Origin of the sequence: Curtobacterium sp. PhB146 (assembly GCF_004342995.1) — a bacterium.
In the GTDB taxonomy this organism is placed as follows: domain Bacteria; phylum Actinomycetota; class Actinomycetes; order Actinomycetales; family Microbacteriaceae; genus Curtobacterium.
The window spans coordinates 305,163-322,403 of the sequence record NZ_SMBN01000002.1 but is presented as its reverse complement, the minus strand read 5'-3'; the positions used below and the strand labels follow the sequence as shown (position 1 = coordinate 322,403).

The following is a 17,241-nucleotide window of genomic DNA, read 5'->3' as shown; positions in this document are numbered from 1 at the left end:
GCTGGGTACGGTCCACCCATGCCCTCCGAACGTCGTCGCCTGGTCCTCCCCGGCCAGTACGGGCCCCTGTTCGACGACGGTGGCCCGGCCCTCGTCGTCGAGGCACGCGAGTTCTTCACCGCTCGCCCCGTCCACCGGGCGAAGGCCCACCTCTGGTTGAGTGCCCTGCGCCACCGCGTCCACGAACTCGGTGACCGTGCCGAGCACGTCCAGGTCGACACCCTCCGCGAAGCGTTGACCGGCCGCGACGACCTCGAGGCGATCGATCCGCCGTCCCGCACCCTCCGCGCGCAGATCCGGCACTGGGGCCGGGGCACCGTGATCCTTCCGAGCCGCGGGTTCGTGACCGACGAGGACGAGTTCGCGGAGTGGGCGGCGCAGGGCACGGGTCGGTTCCGCATGGAAGACCACTACGAGCGTGTCCGGCGCCGTGAGGGCTGGCTGCTGCGCGACGGCAAGCCGATCGGTGGGAAGTTCAGCCTCGACGACCAGAACCGCCAGCCGCCGCCGAAGGGCGCGACGACCCTCGGGCTGCCCGAGCCCTGGTGGCCGGACGAGGACGACATCGACGACCAGGTGCGGCACGACCTGGACCGGTGGGAGCGGGACGGCACCGCCCGGTTCGTCGGCCGCGACGACACCCGTCGCTTCGCGGTGACGGCGGACGAGGCGCAGCGTGCCCTGGACGACTTCGTCGCGGTGCGCCTCGGCGACTTCGGGCCGTTCGAGGACGCCACGTTGACGAACGACTGGACGATGGCGCACTCGCTCCTCAGCGTGCCGATGAACCTCGGGGTGCTCGATCCGCGGCAGGCGATCGACGCCGCCCTCGAAGCGCACCGCACCGAGGCCGCCCCGCTCGCCAGCGTCGAGGGCTTCGTCCGCCAGGTCGCCGGATGGCGCGACTACGTCTGGCACCTCTACTGGTGGTTCGGGGACGACTACGGCGCATCGGAGAACGCCCTCGGCGCGCACGGACGACTCCCCGACTGGTGGCGGGAACTCGACGCGTCGGAGATCGACGCCGTCTGCGTGCGGACCGCGATCGAGGGCCTGCACGACCACGGCTGGCTGCACCACATCCAGCGCCTCATGGTGCTCGGCAACTGGGCACTGCAGCGCGGCTACGACCCGGTGCACCTGACCGAGTGGTTCACCGACGTGTTCGTCGACGGCACCGACTGGGTGATGCCGGCGAACATCATCGGCATGTCCCAGCACGCCGACGGCGGGATGGTCGCCACGAAGCCGTACACGTCGGGCGGTCGCTACATCGACCGGATGTCGGACCACTGCGGAGGCTGCCGCTTCGACCCGACGAAGCGGGTCGGCGACGACGCGTGCCCGTTCACCGCCGGGTACTGGGCGTTCCTCGCGCGCACCGAGCCGGCACTCCGTGACAACCACCGGATGGCCCGCCCGCTGCAGCAGATGCGGTCGCTGGCGGACCTCGACGAGGTCGTCGTGCAGGAGGCCCGTCGCACCTTGCCGTGACGTCACCCGGTCCCGATAGGGTCGTGAGCGTGAGCAACGAGGCATTCGACGACCGCTACGAGCTGCGCGAGTTCGCGCCCGGGACGGATGACGAGGGGGCACCGAACGCCGAGACCGGATCGTGGATGCAGGCCGTCGGCCTCGGGTTCCACGAAGCCGATCCGGACGCCGAAGGTGCAGCCCGTATGGCGTCCCACTTCATCGCCGACGAGGAGACCTTCCTGGGCGTCTACGTCCGGAAGCCCTTCCCCGGTTCCGTCGACGAGACCTGGCCCGCCGGCACCTTCACGTGGTTCCGCAAGGCGCTGAGCTGGGGCGACGGGTCGTCCGTCGACACGCAGGCCATCTCCGCGGTCACGGTCCGGCCCACCGAGCGTCGCCGCGGCATCCTGCGCCGCATGATGACGCACGCGCTCGAGCGCGGTGTCGCCGAGGGCTACGCCGTGGCGTCCCTGACCGCGTCCGAGGGCACGATCTACCGCCGCTTCGGCTTCGGCAGCGCGATCCGCGAGCGCGCGGTGCGCGTGCGACGCGAACGCGCACTCCCCCTCCTCGCCCCGACGTCGGGCTCGGTGTCCGTCGTCACGCCGCAGTGGCTCGCCGACGGCCCCGGCAAGGCGGTCTTCGAGCGCTTCCACACCCGCACGCCCGGCTCGATGGTCCGCAACGCGGGCACCTGGCCGGTCGTCTTCGGACTGCTCGGCAACGACGGCCAGAAGGCGAAGGACGTCCGTGCGGCGGTGCACCGCGCCGAGGGCACGGACGAGATCGACGGGTACGTCACCTGGCGCGTCAAGGAAGACGGGTCCTCCGACACCGCACTCGAGATCGTCGACCTGGTCTACGCGAACGACCAGGCGTACACGGCGCTGTGGGAGTTCGTGCTGTCGATCGACCTGAACGACGTCGTGAAGTACAACCGCTCGCGCCTCGACGACCCGATCGTCGCGGCCCTCGGCGACAACCGTGCGTACGACGTCGACCACGAAGAGGACCACGTCTGGCTGCGCGTCCTCGACGTGGCCGCCGTGCTCGAGTCGCGGCCGTTCGCCGTCGACGGCTCGCTGACCCTCGCGGTCACCGATGCGCTCGGCCACACGACCGGCACGTACCGGCTGGACGTCCAGGAGGCCCGTGGCAGCGTCACGCGCATCGCCGACGACGCCGACGTGGCCGGTTCCGACGTCCAGCTCGACGTGGCAGAGCTCGGTGCGCTGCTCATCGGTTCGGTCTCGCCGGTCACCCTGGCGGCCGCCGGCCTGGTCCGCGCTGCGGATCCCGCGTCGGTCGAGCTGCTGCGCGCGATGCTCCTGCCCCCGCGGACCCCGCACGGCATCACCTACTTCTGATCAGCGTCACTCGGGCGCCCGGTCCGAACGCTCTGCGGTCGGGCCGGGCGCGTTCGGCGTAGCCTCCGCGCCATGAGCGACGACGCGGTGGTCGAGTGGCTGCTCGACTCGGACCCGGCGGTCCGGTGGCAGGTCGAGCGTGACCTGACCGGTGCGCCGTCGGCGGTGTGGCAGCAGACCCGGGCGCGGGTCGCGACCGAGGGCCTCGGGGCGGCGATGCTCGCGCACCAGGACCCCGACGGGCAGTGGGCCGGCGGCGCGTACTTCCCGGCGGACTTCGACTTCGACGGTCCCGAGGCGGACGAGCCCGGGCAGCCCTACACGGCGACGACCTGGTCGCTGAACGCCCTGCGCGACTGGGGGCTCGACTCCGCGGTCCTCGGGGACACGGCCGCCCGGCTCGCGACGAACAGCCGCTGGGAGTACGAGGACCTGCCCTACTGGAGCGGCGAGGTCGACTGCTGCATCAACGCCTTCACCCTGGCGAACGGCGCCTGGCTCGGTGCCGACGTCGGGCAGCTGGCGGACTGGTTCCTCGACCACCAGCTCGACGACGGCGGCTGGAACTGCGAGTGGATCGAGGGGTCGACGGTGTCGTCGTTCCACTCGACCCTCAACGTGATCGAGGGGCTCCTGCAGCACGAGCAGCTGACCGGCGGCACCCACCCCCGCGCGGCGGAACTCCGAGCGGCTCGACTCCGCGGCACCGAGTACCTGCTCGAACGACGGCTGCTGTTCCGGAAGCACGACGGCGAGCTCGTCGGGCCGTGGGCGACCCGGTTCGCGTACCCGCTGCGCTGGATCTACTCGGCGCTCCGGGTCACCGACCACCTGCGGGTTGCTGCGCTGCAGGACGGTACCGCGCCGGACGCCCGGGCGGCCGAGGCGATCGAGGTCGTCCGTGCCGCCAGGAACGACGACGGGACGTGGACCCAGGGAACGCGGCCGCCGGGTCGGCAGTGGTTCGAGGTCGACGTCCCCGAGGGCGAGCCGTCGAAGTGGCTCACGCTCCACGGCACCCGCGTGCTGCGCTGGTGGGACGCCACCTGAGCTACGCCCGGCGCCGCACCCGCGGGTCGACGAACGCGTAGACCACGTCGACGATCACGTTCGCCGTGACGATCAACAGCGCCGAGAACAACGTGAAGCCCACGACGACCTGCAGGTCGAGGGTGTGCACGGCGTCGATGAGCAGCGCGCCGAGGCCCTGCATCGAGAACACCTTCTCGGTGATGACCGCACCGCCGAGCAGCGACCCGAGGTCGAGCCCGAACAGCGTCACCACCGGCAGGATCGCGGTGCGCAGTCCGTGCCGCACGACGACCTGGCGCTCGCGCAGGCCCTTGGCCCGAGCGGTCCGCACGAAGTCCTGCGACATCGACTCGAGCATCTCGCCACGGGTCAGGCGCGCGTAGATCGCGGCGCTGATGAACGCGAGCACGCACCACGGCAGGATCAGGTGGGTGAACCAGCCGACCGGGTCGTCGGTGAACGCGACGTACCCGCTCGTCGGCAGGATGCCGAGCACGAACCCGAACAGCAGGATGCCGAGCAACCCGATCAGGTACGCCGGCGACGAGACCCCGGCGACCGCGACGGTCATCACGGCCCGGTCGACGAACGTGCCGCGACGGAGCGCCGAGACCGCTCCGCCGAACACCCCGGCGACGAGCCACAGCACGGCGGCGCCGACGGCGATCGACGCGGTGACGGGCAGGCGGGACAGGATCAGGTCGGTGACGCTCTCGTGCAGCTGGAACGAGTACCCGAAGCACGGTGCGGCGCAGGTGATCACGGACGTGCCGCTCCCGAACGTGCGGCCGGTGAAGATCCCCGCCAGGTAGGCGCCGAACTGCGCCAGCCACGGCTTGTCGGTCCCCAGGAACGCCTGCACCTCGCGCAGCCGGTCCGGCGTGCACGGTTTGTCGCAGATCGCCCTCGCGGGGTTCGTCGGCAGCAGCATGAACAGTGCGTAGGTGATCGCGGCGACGACGAGCAGCACGACGGCTGCACCGAGGACGCGGATCGCGATGAAGCGGAACGTGCTCACCGGCGTGCTCCTCTCGGGTCGAGGGCGTCACGCAGCGCGTCGCCGAGCACGTTGAACGCGAGGGTGATGAGGAACAGTGCCACTCCGGGGAACACGAGGTACATCGGGTCGGTCTGCACCCAGCCGACGGCGTCGCCGATGCTGCGGCCCCACGACGGCGTCGGCGGGGTCACGCCGACCGCCAGGAACGACAGCGCGGCCTCGGCGCCGATCATCGACGGGATCGAGATCGTCGCGTAGACGGTGATCGTCGCCGCGAGGTTCGGCAGCAGCTGGGTGCGGATGACGTGCCACCGGCCGGCGCCCATCGCCGTGGAGGCGACGACGTAGTTCCGACTGACGAGCGACAGTGTCTGGCCGCGGACCACGCGGGCGACGGACGGCCAGCCGAAGAACCCGATGACGAGCACGACCAGGACGGGCTTCGGGAACGACGTCGGCACGATCGCGGTCAGGGCGATCATGAAGACGAGCGACGGGAAGCCGAAGATCACGTCGACCACGCGGGAGAGCACGCGGTCGTACCAGCCGCCGAAGAAGCCGGTGGTGACGCCGACGAGCACCCCGATGACGATCGACAGGAAGGTCGCGGCGAGCCCGATGCCGAGCGACGTCCGGGCACCGTACGTCACGATCGCGAACAGGTCGCGACCGGTCAGCGGCTCGACGCCGAACCAGTGCTCGGCGCTGATCCCCCCGCCGAAGCCCTTCGGCGCCCCGAACGAGTTGAGCGCGTCGATGTCGTACCCGTAGGGGTCCTGCCCGGTGACGGCACTGATGAGCGGCGCCGCGACGGCGACCGCGAGGAACACGACGATGACGACCGCCGAGGTCACGGCCCAGCGGTCCTGCCGGATGCGGCGCACCACGGCGCGGAAGCCGGTGGTGCGTCCGGACGAGGCCACGGGGCGCTCGACGACGTTGGCGGTCACGAGGACACTCCTTCCCAGGCGCGCCAGGCTTCGCGGCGGGCCGCCTGTCGCACGGGATCGGCGACGGGCGCCGCTGCGAGCAGCATGCGCGTGTAGTCCTGCTGCGGGTCGTCGAGCACGGCGTCCGTGGTCCCCCGCTCGACCACGCGACCGTCGTGCAGGACGACGACCTCGTCAGCGAGCTGCCGGACGACCGCGAGGTCGTGGCTGATGAGGAGCATGCCGAACCCGAACTCGTCCTGCAGCTGCGCGAGCAGGTCGAGCACGGCCGCCTGCACGGTGACGTCGAGTGCCGAGGTGGGCTCGTCGGCGATGACGAGCGCCGGACGGAGCGCCAAGGCCCGCGCGACGGCGACGCGCTGGCGCTGCCCGCCGGAGAGCTGGTGCGGGAACCGCTCGGCCCACGACGGGTCGAGCTGCACGGCGGTCAGCAGTTCACGGACGCGTTCCGCACGATCGGCCGCCGAGGCCGTCGCGTGCACGAGCAACGGCTCGGCGATGCTCCAGCCGATGGTCTGCCGCGGGTTGAGCGACGACGCCGGATCCTGGAAGACGATGCCGACGCGGCTGCGGAGCTCGCGGAGCCGTCGGCCCCTGGCGGTCCGCAGGTCGCTGCCGTCGACCTCGACCGAGCCCTCGACGACGGGCACCAGCCCCGCCAGCGCGCGGCCGATGGTCGACTTGCCGGACCCGGACTCCCCGACCAGCCCGACGGTCTCGCCGGCCCGCAGGTCCAGGTCGATGCCCGACACGGTCGGTCCGCCGCGGCGCGAGTACCGCACGGCGACGTCGCGCAGCTGCGCGACCGTCATCCGGGAGGCGCGACTCGCCTCACCGAGACTCGCTTCCGCCGGACCGAGACTCGCGTCTGACGACACGGCGCGCGTCCCGGGGGCCGCGTCCTGTCGTCCAGGCCGAGTCTCGGGGTCCGCAGCCGGCGTGGCGGACGCGGGACGGGCCTCCAGGCTGGGGACGGCGGCGAGGAGCTCGCGCGTGTAGTCGGCGGACGGGTGTGCGAAGACCTCCGCAACCGTCCCGTGCTCGACGGGGTCGCCGCGGCGCATCACCAGGAGCTCGTCCGCGACGTCCGCCACCACACCCATGTCGTGCGTGATGAGCAGGACGGCCAAGGAGCGCTCGCGACCGAGTCGGCGGAGCAGGTCGAGGATCCCGGCCTGCACCGTGACGTCCAGCGCGGTCGTCGGCTCGTCGGCGATCAGCGCGACCGCGTCCCCGGCCAGGGCCATCGCGATCATGGCGCGCTGCAACTGCCCGCCGGACAGTTCGTGCGGGTAGGCCTTGCGGATCCGCTCGGGGTCGGTGAGGCCGGCGGCACGCAGCAGCTCGTCGACGCGCGCGGAGACCGCTGCACGGTCGAGGTCCGTCGGGTGCGCCCGGATCGCCTCGGCGACCTGCGTGCCGATGGACAGCACCGGCGTGAACGAGTTCATCGGTTCCTGGAACACGACGCCGATGCCGGCGCCGCGAACGGCACGGAGCGTGTCGTCGGAGGCGCCGACGAGCTCCTCGCCACGGAACCGGACGCTGCCGGAGACCCGCGCCTCGGGCGGCAGCAGGCCGAGCACGCTCATGGCGCTGACGGACTTGCCGGAGCCGGACTCCCCCACGAGGGCGAGCACACGACCGGGGGTCAGGGTGAAGGAGACGTCACGGACGACGGGCTCCGCGTCGCCGAACGCGACGTGGAGCCCCTCGACCTCGAGCAGCGGCGAACTCACTTCGCGAGCGAGACCTTGAGGTAGTTCGGGTACGCCGGGAAGTCCGCGATCTGGAAGTTCTGCACGTTCGAACCGGCCAGGAACGACTGCTTCGCGTAGGTCAGCGGGACGATCGGCGCGTCGGCCATGATCTTCTTGTCCGCTTCGACCCACAGCTTCTGCGCGTCCTGCTGGTCGACGGTGGCGCTGGCCTTCTTGATCAGCGCGTCGACCTCGGGGTTGCTGTACTTCGAGACGTTGTAGCCGCCGCCACCGATCTGCGACGAGTCGTAGAGCGGCTGGATGTTGGCGTTCGCGCTCGGGAAGTCCGGCTGCCAGCTGAACAGCGCCAGGTCGAAGTCGGTGCCGTCGGTCGTCGCGGTGTAGAACGAGTCCGCGTCGAGCGGCTTCAGCGTGACGGTGATGCCGGCGCGCTTGAGGCCGGACTGCAGCGCCTGCGCCTGGGCGAGGTAGGTCGGGTCGTTCTGGGTCGCCAGGGTCAGCTTGAGGTCGGACACGCCCGCGTCCTTGAGGAGCTGCTTCGCCTTCGCGACGTCACCGTTCGCGCCGGGCTTGTACAGGTCGTAGTCCTCGCGGCCCGCGATGCCCGGGGTGATGAGGGTCGTGGCGTACGAACCGGCGAGCGCGCCGCCCGCAGCGATCCGGTACGACTTCTTGTCGACGGCGTACTGCAGGGCCTGACGGACCTTGAGGTCCTTGAGCGATCCCTTCTGGGTGTTGATCGCCATGTAGTTGATCGGGCCGGCCTTCGACGTGGCGAGGCGGTCCTGGGCGGCGGGGTTGCTCCGCACCTGGTTCAGCTCGGCTGCGCCGAGGTAGCTCGCGCCGAAGGAGTCCTTCGCGTCACCGTTGTCGGCGATCAGCGTCTGCGTGACGGTCGACGGGTCCTGGCTCTCCTTGAAGACGACCTTCGACGGGCCGGCGGTGCGGACGTCGTCGGTCTTCGCGCTCCACTCCTTGTTGCGAACGAGGGTGATCTGCGAGCCCTGGGTGTTCGACTGCACCTGGTACGGCCCGGACGCGACCGGCTTGCTGTCGTACGCACCGGTGTCCGTGCCGTCGCCGTCGGGGACCGGAGCGAACGCCGGCATCGACACGAGCCACGGCCAGTCGCCGTACGCGGCGTTGAGCTTGAAGACGATGGTCGAGTCGTCAGGCGTCTCGATGCTGTCGAGGGTCTTGCCGTCGAACGGGCCCTTGTAGTCCTCGCCACCGACCAGGAGCGACTTGTGGTAGCTCAGGCCACCGGTCAGGGTCGGCGCGAACGAGCGCTCGATGCCCCACTTGATGTCCTTCGTGGTGATCGGCGTGCCGTCCTGGAACTTCAGCCCGTCCTTCAGGTGGTACGTCCAGGTCTTGCCGCCGTCGCTCGAGTCGCCGGTGTTCGTCGCCAGGTCCGGCACCACCTTGGCGGCCTTGCCGGGCTCGACGTCCCACGCCGTCAGCCGGCGGAGCACCAGACCCAAGGTGGTGATGTTCAGGTTCTGGCTCGTCGCCGGGTCGAGGTGCACCGCGGTGGCCGTCGTCAGGATGTTGAGCGTGCCGCCCTTGGCCGTGCCGTCACCGTCGTCGGACGAGCTCCCACCCGAGCAGCCGGTCAGGACCAGGGCTGCTGCTGCGGCGACGGCCGCGGTGATCGTCAGGCGGTTCGGGCGTCTCATGACGGTGGTGCTCCTCGTGGGAAGGGTGGTGGCGACCGTGCTGCAGCCGCTGTGGTTGCACGGACCGGGTCGCCGGGCGGCGTCCATCCTGACACCGCGGCGGTCGCCCGTCCGAATCACACGTGCGACAGACGTCGCACGACGAAACAATCCAAGTGCCGCGCGACGTCCGTCTATTCCCGATGGATCTGCACCGAGTCCACCCGAGGGGCGTGGGTCAGCGGTCGAACAGGCCCCCGAGGAAGTCGTTGCCCAGGTTCGAGGCCTGCTCGCCGAGGCCCGACGCCTGCTCACCGAGGCCGCCGAGGAGCTGCTCACCCTCGCCCGCGATCCCCTCGAAGCCGCCGCCGAGGTCGGCCCCGAGGTCGGCCAGTCCGAGGTCGCCGATGCCGGAGGCGATGCCGTCGAAGTCGACGCCGAGGTTCGCGGCCTCGGCCAGCACGGGCCCGGCGGCGGCGCTCAGCACCGCTCCCCCGGCGACCGCGACACCGATGCCGCCGAGCGCCATCGCGCCGGCGCCGACCGCGGCACCGCCGGCGAAGGCGCCACCACGCCCGCGGCCGTTGCCGTTGCCGTTGCTCGAGCCGCCGAGGACGCGGCGGATCAGGCCCGGACGGCGGACCTCGCCGCGGGTCATCGCGCGCGCCATGCCGCCCGCCGAGTCGTCGCGCAGGTGCTCGTGCGGCGGGAGTTCGGAGTTCAGGCGGTTGCGCACCTGCTGCCGCTGCGCGGGGGTGAGGCGGGCGAAGGCGTCGTGGTGGACCTGCTCGAGCTGGTCCGGTGACGAGGTGCGGAGCAGGTAGTCGTACTTCGCCAGGGCGACCTTGTCCGAGTCGGCCGGGCCGTGCTGCTCCGGCTGCCCGTACTGCTGCTGGCCGTACTGCTGCTGGGGCGCCTGCCCGTACTGCTGCTGGCCGGACTGCCGCTGCTCCGGCTGGCCGTACTGCTGCTGCGGCCGCTGCTGCTGCTGGCCCCGGTCGTCGCCCGTCAGCCGGTCCGCTGCACCGCGGACGACGTCACGCCAGTCGGTCCCGCCAGCGCGCTGCGCTCCGTTGCCGGGCGCACCGTCCCCCTGCCCACGCTTCTGGAGCTGCTTGTCGATGACCTTCGAGGCCATGCCGAGGATGCGGTTGAAGTTCGCCATCCCCCGACCTTTGTGGATGCACATGTGCGCTCCCAGCGACGAACCGGCGGGTCGCCCGCACATCCGGCGGGAAACCGCTGTGAGCAACGACCGGAATGTCACCGGACAGTTCGTCGTAGGCTTGACCCGGTCGCGCCACCGCCGGAGCGCGATCCGGGCGAAAGCACGAAGCCCGGGACTGCGACAACAGTTCCGGGCTTCGATTTGCCTTCCGAGTGGAAAGCCAAGGGATGAACCAACCATCCCGAGTCCAACGCTCGGAACCGATGGTAGCCGAGCACGCTCGGCGACGCATCCCTTGGTCGAAGCTCCTCGTGTCAGCCGGCGACGACACCAGGAGGTCACCGATGTCGAACGACACCGATGATCGGTCCAGGCGTCGGGTGCCCTGGCTGGGGATCGCGAGCTTGCTCGTGACCGTGGTCAGGCTCCTGATCGACCTGTCCCGCAGGGACTGAGGACCCGGGTGTCCCGCATCGCGCTCAACGGTGCGGGACACCTGTCGTCACGCGAGCAGCTGTGCCGCTCGCACGACGAAGGCAGCCGACGCCGCCAACCCGAGGATGACCGCTGCGAGTGATACTCCGAACCCGGTGATCCGTTGCCCGGTGAGCTGCCCGGCGCGTGCCAGACCGATCGCGCCGAAGACGATCCCCAGGATCCCGGGGATCGCGAACACGTTGACGATGAACCCGAGCAGCGCGAGGACCAGCCCGGCGTACCCGAACGGATTCGCTGCACGGGTCGCCCGGTCCTTGGCGATCCGGGCCTTCCGCCCTCGGAGCGGTTGCTCGGTGACGGCCGCGCGGTACTCCGACGGCGCGGGCGGACGCGGTGCCGGCTCCCACTGTGGCGCGGGGACAGCTACAGCAGGTTGGGGTGCGAGTGCTCCCCAACGTGCTCCGTCCCACCACCGTGTGCGGTTCGAGTCTTGCGGGTCCGGGTACCACCCGGCGATCGGCAGCGTCACTGTGCTCCCCTCCGTTGCCTCCGAGGAGGCTACGGAACCGGTGTCGTCACGCGCACGCCCCAGTCGTGGTGCCACGCGGCACGCCCCGTCAGGACAGGACGCGCGCCAGGTACGCGTTGCGGAACCGGCCCGTGGGGTCGACGTCGCGGGCGACCGCAGCGAAGTCCGACAGCCGCGGGTACGCCTCGTGCAGGCGCTCGACGCTCACGCCGGACACCTTGCCCCAGTGCGGCCGCGGGTCGAAGGGCGCGAGCGCTTCCTCGATCCGCGTCACCGCGGCCGCCACGGCTGCGGCGTCCCGGCGGAACGTGAAGTGGATGCCGACCGACTGCCGACCGGACGACGGCGCGAGCCAGGCGGTGTCGGGCGCGATCGTACGGATCTCGGCGGCGATGAGGATCGGCGCGAACACCGACTCGAGCGGACGGAGGGCCTCGAGCGCGGACACTGCCGACGCTGCCGGGATCAAGTACTCGGCCTGGATCTCGGCACCGGTCGACGGCGTGAACGAGGACCGGAAGTGCGGCAGCCGCTCGGCCCACGGCCCGGGGACGCCGCCCTGCTCGGTGACGCCGGCGGGGTCGTTCTCCCCCGGGTGCACGGGGCCGGTGGCTGGCCGCGCTCCGAGGCCGACGAGGTCGACGGTGGGCGAGGGCTCGTCCACGCGGTGCTTCACCCAGACCTGCCGGGCACCGCGGTCGTCGAACGAGGTGAACATCGACACCGAGTAGGCGTCGGACATGACCTGGTCGAAGTGGGCGGACACCGCGTCCCACGGCAGGTCGAGGTGCACCGTCGTGGCGACCTCGAACGTCGGCTCGATCGCGAGCTCCACCGTGGTGACGACACCGAGCGCACCGATGGCCACCCGGTGGGCGTCGAGGGCCCCATCCGGCGAGGACGCATCGACGTGCTCGATCGCGCCGGAAGCGCGGACGACGTCGAGCCCGACCACCGCCTGCGCGAGCGACGGGTTGCGGACGCCGGAGCCGTGCGTGCCCGTGGCGACGGCCCCGGCCGTGGAGATGTGCGGCAGGGACGCGAGGTTCCCGAGTGCCCAGCCACGGGCCTCCAGACCGGCCGCGACCTGACTGTGCGTCATGCCGGCGGCCACACGGACCACACGACGCGACGTGTCGATGTCGAGGACCGGCGGCAGGTCCTGCAGCGACACCTGCACGGCGTCGGTGTCGGCGATCGTGTTGAAGGAGTGCCGTGAGCCGAGCGCCGTCAGGCGCGGGGTCGACGCGACCAGTTCCTGCAACGCGGTCACCGACGTCGGACGCGCCAGACCGGACGCCCGGTAGGTGACGTTGCCCGCCCAGTTCGTCCGCGTGCGCTGCTCTGCGATCACGTCGCTCATCGTACGGTCCGCGTCCCTCAGAAGCCGCGGTCGAGACGGTGCCACGTCTGCTGGAGACGCAGCTCGTCGCGGAAGCCGCGGGCGGTGGTGTGCTCGTCGATGACCAGGAACTCGGTGCCGACCATGGTCGCGAGGTCCTCGACCACCTGCAGACCGACGGCCGTCGTCATCACGGTGTGGTGGGCGGCGCCGGCGGTGAGCCAGGCCTCGGCGGCGACGGGGAACGACGGACGCGGCTCCCAGACGGCACGGCCGACCGGCAACTTGGGCAACGCGGAAGTCGGCGGCACGACGTCGACGACGTTCGCGGTCAAGCGGAAGCCGTCGCGGGTGTCGGAGAGCGCGACCACCACGGCCTCGCCGGAGTCGGCGGTGAAGACCAGGCGGACCGGGTCGTCCTTGCCGCCGATGCCGAGCGGGTGGATCTCGAGCGTCGGCTTCGTGGTGGTGAGCGTGGGCGAGACCTCGAGCATGTGGGCACCGAGGATCTTCTCGGCCCCGGGCGTGAGGTCGTAGGTGTAGTCCTCCATCAGGCTCGCACCACCGGGCAGTCCGGCGCCGGCGACGTTCATCGCACGGACCAGGACGGCCGTCTTCCAGTCGCCCTCGGCGCCGAAGCCGTAGCCGTCCGCCATCAGGCGCTGGACCGCGAGGCCGGGCAGCTGCTTGAGCGTGCCGAGGTCCTCGAAGTTGGTCGTGAAGGCGGCGGAGCCGTTCTGCGCCAGCAGGGTGCGGAGGCCGATCTCGATGGCGGCGCCGTCGCGGAGCGCCGCGTGTCGTTCGCCGCCGGCGCTGCGGAGTGACGGGTCCACGTCGTAGTCGCGCTCGTACGTCGCCACGAGCGCGTCGATCTCTTGGTCCGACGCGGCGGACACCGCTGCCGCCAGCTCGTTCACCGCCCAGGTGTTGACCTGCACGCCGAGCTCGATCTCGGCCTCGGTCTTGTCGCCCTCGGTGACGGCGACGTAGCGCATGTTGTCGCCGAAGCGGGTGAGCTTCAGCTCACGCACGGCTGCGGCACCGGCTGCGGCACGGGTCCAGTTCGACACCCGCTGCTGGACGCGAGGATCCGAGACGTGCCCGACGGCGGTGGCGTGTCGGACACCGAGGCGTGCGAGCGCGTAGCCGAACTCACGGTCGCCGTGCGCGGCCTGGTTGAGGTTCATGAAGTCGAAGTCGATGTCCGCCCACGGCAGCGTGACGTTCGCCTGCGTGTGCAGGTGCAGCAGCGGCTTCGTCAGCGCCTGCAGGCCACCGATCCACATCTTCGCGGGGCTGAAGGTGTGCATCCAGGTGGTGACGCCGATGACCTTGTCGTCGGCGCTCGCCTCGATCAGGGCGCGGCGGATGCCGTCGGCGTCCTTCAGGACCGGCTTCCAGACGAGCTTGACGGGCAGGGCGCCGGCCAGCTCGGCGTGCACGGCCTTGCTCTGCTCCTCCACCTGGCGCAGCGTCTCCTCGCCGTACAGCCCCTGGGAGCCGGTGAGGAACCAGACCTCGTAGCCGTCGAGCGTGGCCTGGGGGTCGACGGTGGTCTCCTGCGTCATTGCATGGCTCCTTCGGGGTTCTGTCCGTAGACGTTCTGGTAGCGATCGAAGAGTCGATCGATGTCTGCTTGCGCGATCGGGACCACGTCCCCGCCCTGCTTCGCGATGTGCACGGTGCGGGCGACGTCCTCGCACATCACGGCGGCCTTGACGGCGTCCTTCGCGTCCTTGCCGATGGTGAAGACGCCGTGGTTCTGCATGAGGACCGCGCGGGATCGGTGGCCGGTCAGCGTCTCGACGATGCCGTGGCCGATGGAGTCGTCGCCGATGATCGCGAACGGCCCGACCGGGATCGGCCCGCCGAACTCGTCGGCCATCGCGGTGATCACGCACGGGATGGGTTCCGCTCGTGCGGCCCACGCCGTCGCGTACGTCGAGTGGGTGTGCACGACACCGCCGACCTCGGGCATGTTCCGGTACACGTGGGCGTGCGCGGCGGTGTCGGAGGACGGGCCGTGCGCGTTGCCCCAGCCGTCGGCCGGCTCGCCGTCGAGGGTGCAGACGACCTGGTTCTCGGGGGTCAGGTCGTCGCTCGAGACGCCGCTCGGCTTGATGACGAACAGGTCGGTGCCGGGCACGCGCTCGGAGACGTTGCCGCCGGTCCAGATCACCAGGCCGTAGCGGACGAGTTCGCCGTGCAGGCGGGCGACGCGTTCCCGGGTGGTCGCGACGGCCCGCTGGGTGGCGGGGTCGGTTGCGCTGGTCATCTGGTCACTTCCTGCTCTGCCGGGAGGCGCGGCTCGACTCCCGCCGTCCCCTCGCCTCGGGTCGTGGTCGCGTCGGCGCCGGGGGCGGCTGCCGCACCGGTTCCGGTCGCGTCTGGTCGGGTCGCCGCTGCCGCCACGGCCTGGACGGGCAGTGCGGCCCGGTAGCGGCCCAGGTAGGTCTGGAAGCCGTCGACGTCGGCCGGCTCGGGCTCGGCCACGTGCACGGCGTCCCCGCCGAACACGGTGTCCGACAGGAAGTCGGCGAGCTGCTGGTCGGTGTGCTCGAGGTAGGCGGCCAGGACGGCGATGCCCCAGGCCCCGCCCTCGCCCGCGGTCTCCTCGAGGGCGATCGGCACCCGCAGTGCCGCGGCGAGCAGACGCTGCGGGGCACCGGGCGTGCGGAAGAGCCCGCCGTGCGCGGTCATCCGGTCGACCTGCACCCGCTCGCCGTGCAGCACGTCCATGCCGATCGCCAGGGTGGCGAACGCGCCGTGCACCTCGGAGCGGACCAGGTTGCCCAGGGTGAAGCGGGCGTCGGGGGTGCGGAGCAGCAGGGGCCGGCCGTCCTCGACGTGGGTGACGGGTTCGCCGGCCAGGTAGTTGAACGAGAGCAGGCCGCCGGCGTCGGGGTCGGTGCTGTCCGCGATCGATTCGGTGAGCAGTGTCGCGTAGACGGTGTCGACGTCGAGGGGCTGCCCGGCCGCTTCGGCGAACCGTCCGAAGACCTTCGCCCAGCTCGCGATCTCGCTGGCGCCGTTGTTGCAGTGCACCATCGCCACGGCGTCGCCCGCCGGGGTGGTCACGACGTCGAGTTCCTCGTGCGAGGTGCTGAGCGGGTGCTCGAGGACCACCATCGCGAAGATGCTCGTGCCGACGCTGACGTTGCCGGTGCGGGGTGCGACGGCGTTCGTCGCGACCATGCCGGTGCCGGCGTCGCCCTCGGGCGGGCAGAGCGGCGCGCCGGGTTCGAGCGTGCCGGTGGGGTCGAGCCACGCGGCGCCCTCGGGGGTCAGCTCACCGGCTTCGGCACCGGCGACGAGGACCTCGGGCAGCAGGGACCGCAGGTCCGGCACACCGATCAGGTCCTGCGCGGTGGCGAGCATCGCATGGTCGAAGTCCTTCGCGCCCGGGTCTCCTGGGCCGCTGTCGACGGGGCCGCCCTCGATCGGGAACACACCGGAGGCATCCCCGACGCCGAGCACGTTCCGTCCGGTGAGTCGTCGGTGCACGTAGCCCGCGAGCGTCGTGATGCCCGCGACCTCGGCCACGTGCGGTTCCTCGTCGAGGACCGCCTGGTACAGGTGTGCGATCGACCAGCGGAGCGGGATGTTGAACGACAGTGCCTCGCTGAGCTGTTCGGCTGCGGGCCCGGTCGAGGTGTTCCGCCAAGTCCGGAACGGCACGAGCAGGTCGCCCGCGGCGTCGAACGCCAGGTAGCCGTGCATCATCGCGCTCACGCCGACCGCGCGGAAGGTGGTCGGACGCACGCCGAACTGCGCTTCGACGTCGGCGACGAGCGCGGCGTACGCGGCTCGGAGACCGGTCTCGACGGCGTCGAGCGAGTAGGTCCAGCGGCCGTCGACGAACTCGTTCTCCCACTCGTGGGAGCCGGCGGCGATGGGGACGAGGTCCTCGTCCACCAGGCATGCCTTGATGCGGGTGGAGCCGAGCTCGATCCCGAGTGTCGTGCGGCCGTTCGCGACCTGCTGGGTGGGGTCGTCGCCCATGCGTTCCTCCAGAACTCCGTCGTCCTCCGTGAGCGCTCACATCCTGGCACGTGAGCGCTCACTCTCGCAACGTCCGGGCGCGCCGCCGGTCTCGCCTCCCCCACCAGTCGAGACACCCCGCTCAGTTCTCCCGGCCGGTCACAAACGGTCGTCCGGATCAACTACAGCCGACCGTTCCTGACCGGTCGACGTCCTACGCGCGACAGGTCGTGACCGCGCGACGAACGAGGGCGACGACGACGTGCGACCCGCTGGCGCCCCACACCCGCGCACGTCCCGACCACCCACCGCCCTGCACCCGCGCACGTCCCGACCACTCACCGCCCCGCGGCCGCGCACGTCCCGACCACCCACCGCCCCGCACTCGCGCGTGTCCTGACCACCCGCTGCCCTTCACCCGCGCACGTCCCGACCACCCACCGCCCCGCACTCGCGCGTGTCCTGACCACCCGCTGCCCTTCACCCGCGCATGCCGGCTCGCCGGACCGTGTCACCCCGAACGGCGGCGCCCGGTACGGTCACGACACCTCGTTGCTTCCCCATCGCGCGGTCACGAAC

Annotated in this window: 13 protein-coding genes; 3 read left to right on the top strand and 10 right to left on the bottom strand. The window is 71.3% G+C overall.

Features of this window, described 5'->3' with window-relative positions; all coding sequences use genetic code 11:
* The first annotated feature begins 18 nt into the window (after positions 1 to 18).
* The 3 genes from EDF33_RS09925 (at position 19) to EDF33_RS09915 (ending at position 3,893) form a co-directional block, all read left to right on the top strand.
* The gene (locus tag EDF33_RS09925) at positions 19 to 1,494 is read left to right on the top strand and encodes a cryptochrome/photolyase family protein (protein WP_132099968.1); all 1,476 of its coding nucleotides are present in this window, start codon (positions 19 to 21) and stop codon (positions 1,492 to 1,494) included.
* A gap of 29 nt (positions 1,495 to 1,523) precedes the next feature.
* Positions 1,524 to 2,843, top strand: a complete 1,320-nt coding sequence (locus tag EDF33_RS09920; protein WP_132099967.1) for a GNAT family N-acetyltransferase — start codon at positions 1,524 to 1,526, stop codon at positions 2,841 to 2,843.
* A gap of 72 nt (positions 2,844 to 2,915) precedes the next feature.
* A complete protein-coding gene (locus EDF33_RS09915; protein ID WP_132099966.1) occupies positions 2,916 to 3,893 on the top strand; it encodes a squalene cyclase in 978 nt (325 codons plus the stop codon).
* Between the two features lies 1 nt (position 3,894).
* Here EDF33_RS09915 and EDF33_RS09910 read toward each other — a convergent pair whose 3' ends face one another.
* The 10 genes from EDF33_RS09910 to EDF33_RS09865 form a co-directional block, all read right to left on the bottom strand.
* A complete protein-coding gene (locus EDF33_RS09910) occupies positions 3,895 to 4,893 on the bottom strand; it encodes an ABC transporter permease (RefSeq protein WP_132099965.1) in 999 nt (332 codons plus the stop codon).
* Entirely contained in the window at positions 4,890 to 5,825 is a 936-nt protein-coding gene (locus EDF33_RS09905; protein WP_132099964.1) for an ABC transporter permease, read from the bottom strand. The genes EDF33_RS09910 and EDF33_RS09905 overlap by 4 nt, the downstream gene beginning before the upstream one ends.
* On the bottom strand, positions 5,822 to 7,564 hold the full coding sequence (locus EDF33_RS09900) for an ABC transporter ATP-binding protein (RefSeq protein WP_132099963.1): 1,743 nt from the start codon (positions 7,562 to 7,564) through the stop codon (positions 5,822 to 5,824). Before EDF33_RS09900 ends, EDF33_RS09905 begins: the two co-directional genes overlap by 4 nt.
* The gene (locus EDF33_RS09895; protein ID WP_165918783.1) at positions 7,561 to 9,225 is read right to left on the bottom strand and encodes an ABC transporter substrate-binding protein; all 1,665 of its coding nucleotides are present in this window, start codon (positions 9,223 to 9,225) and stop codon (positions 7,561 to 7,563) included. Before EDF33_RS09895 ends, EDF33_RS09900 begins: the two co-directional genes overlap by 4 nt.
* A gap of 217 nt (positions 9,226 to 9,442) precedes the next feature.
* A complete protein-coding gene (locus tag EDF33_RS09890) occupies positions 9,443 to 10,369 on the bottom strand; it encodes a cation-transporting ATPase (RefSeq protein WP_132099961.1) in 927 nt (308 codons plus the stop codon).
* A gap of 505 nt (positions 10,370 to 10,874) precedes the next feature.
* Positions 10,875 to 11,339 (bottom strand): DUF2510 domain-containing protein, encoded by a 465-nt coding sequence (locus EDF33_RS09885; protein ID WP_123938488.1) that lies wholly within the window; start codon positions 11,337 to 11,339, stop codon positions 10,875 to 10,877.
* Positions 11,340 to 11,427: 88 nt separating this feature from the next.
* Positions 11,428 to 12,693: a D-arabinono-1,4-lactone oxidase gene (locus tag EDF33_RS09880; RefSeq protein ID WP_279388052.1), complete on the bottom strand. Its 1,266-nt coding sequence runs from the start codon at positions 12,691 to 12,693 to the stop codon at positions 11,428 to 11,430.
* Between the two features lie 26 nt (positions 12,694 to 12,719).
* Positions 12,720 to 14,249, bottom strand: coding sequence for an L-arabinose isomerase (araA, locus tag EDF33_RS09875; protein WP_132099959.1), 1,530 nt, complete (start codon positions 14,247 to 14,249; stop codon positions 12,720 to 12,722).
* Positions 14,246 to 14,956, bottom strand: coding sequence for an L-ribulose-5-phosphate 4-epimerase (locus EDF33_RS09870; RefSeq protein WP_132099958.1), 711 nt, complete (start codon positions 14,954 to 14,956; stop codon positions 14,246 to 14,248). The genes araA and EDF33_RS09870 overlap by 4 nt, the downstream gene beginning before the upstream one ends.
* Positions 14,953 to 16,683 carry an FGGY-family carbohydrate kinase gene (locus EDF33_RS09865; RefSeq protein ID WP_132099957.1) on the bottom strand — a complete coding sequence of 577 codons (1,731 nt, stop codon included), beginning with the start codon at positions 16,681 to 16,683 and terminating at the stop codon, positions 14,953 to 14,955. Before EDF33_RS09865 ends, EDF33_RS09870 begins: the two co-directional genes overlap by 4 nt.
* Positions 16,684 to 17,241: the final 558 nt, after the last annotated feature.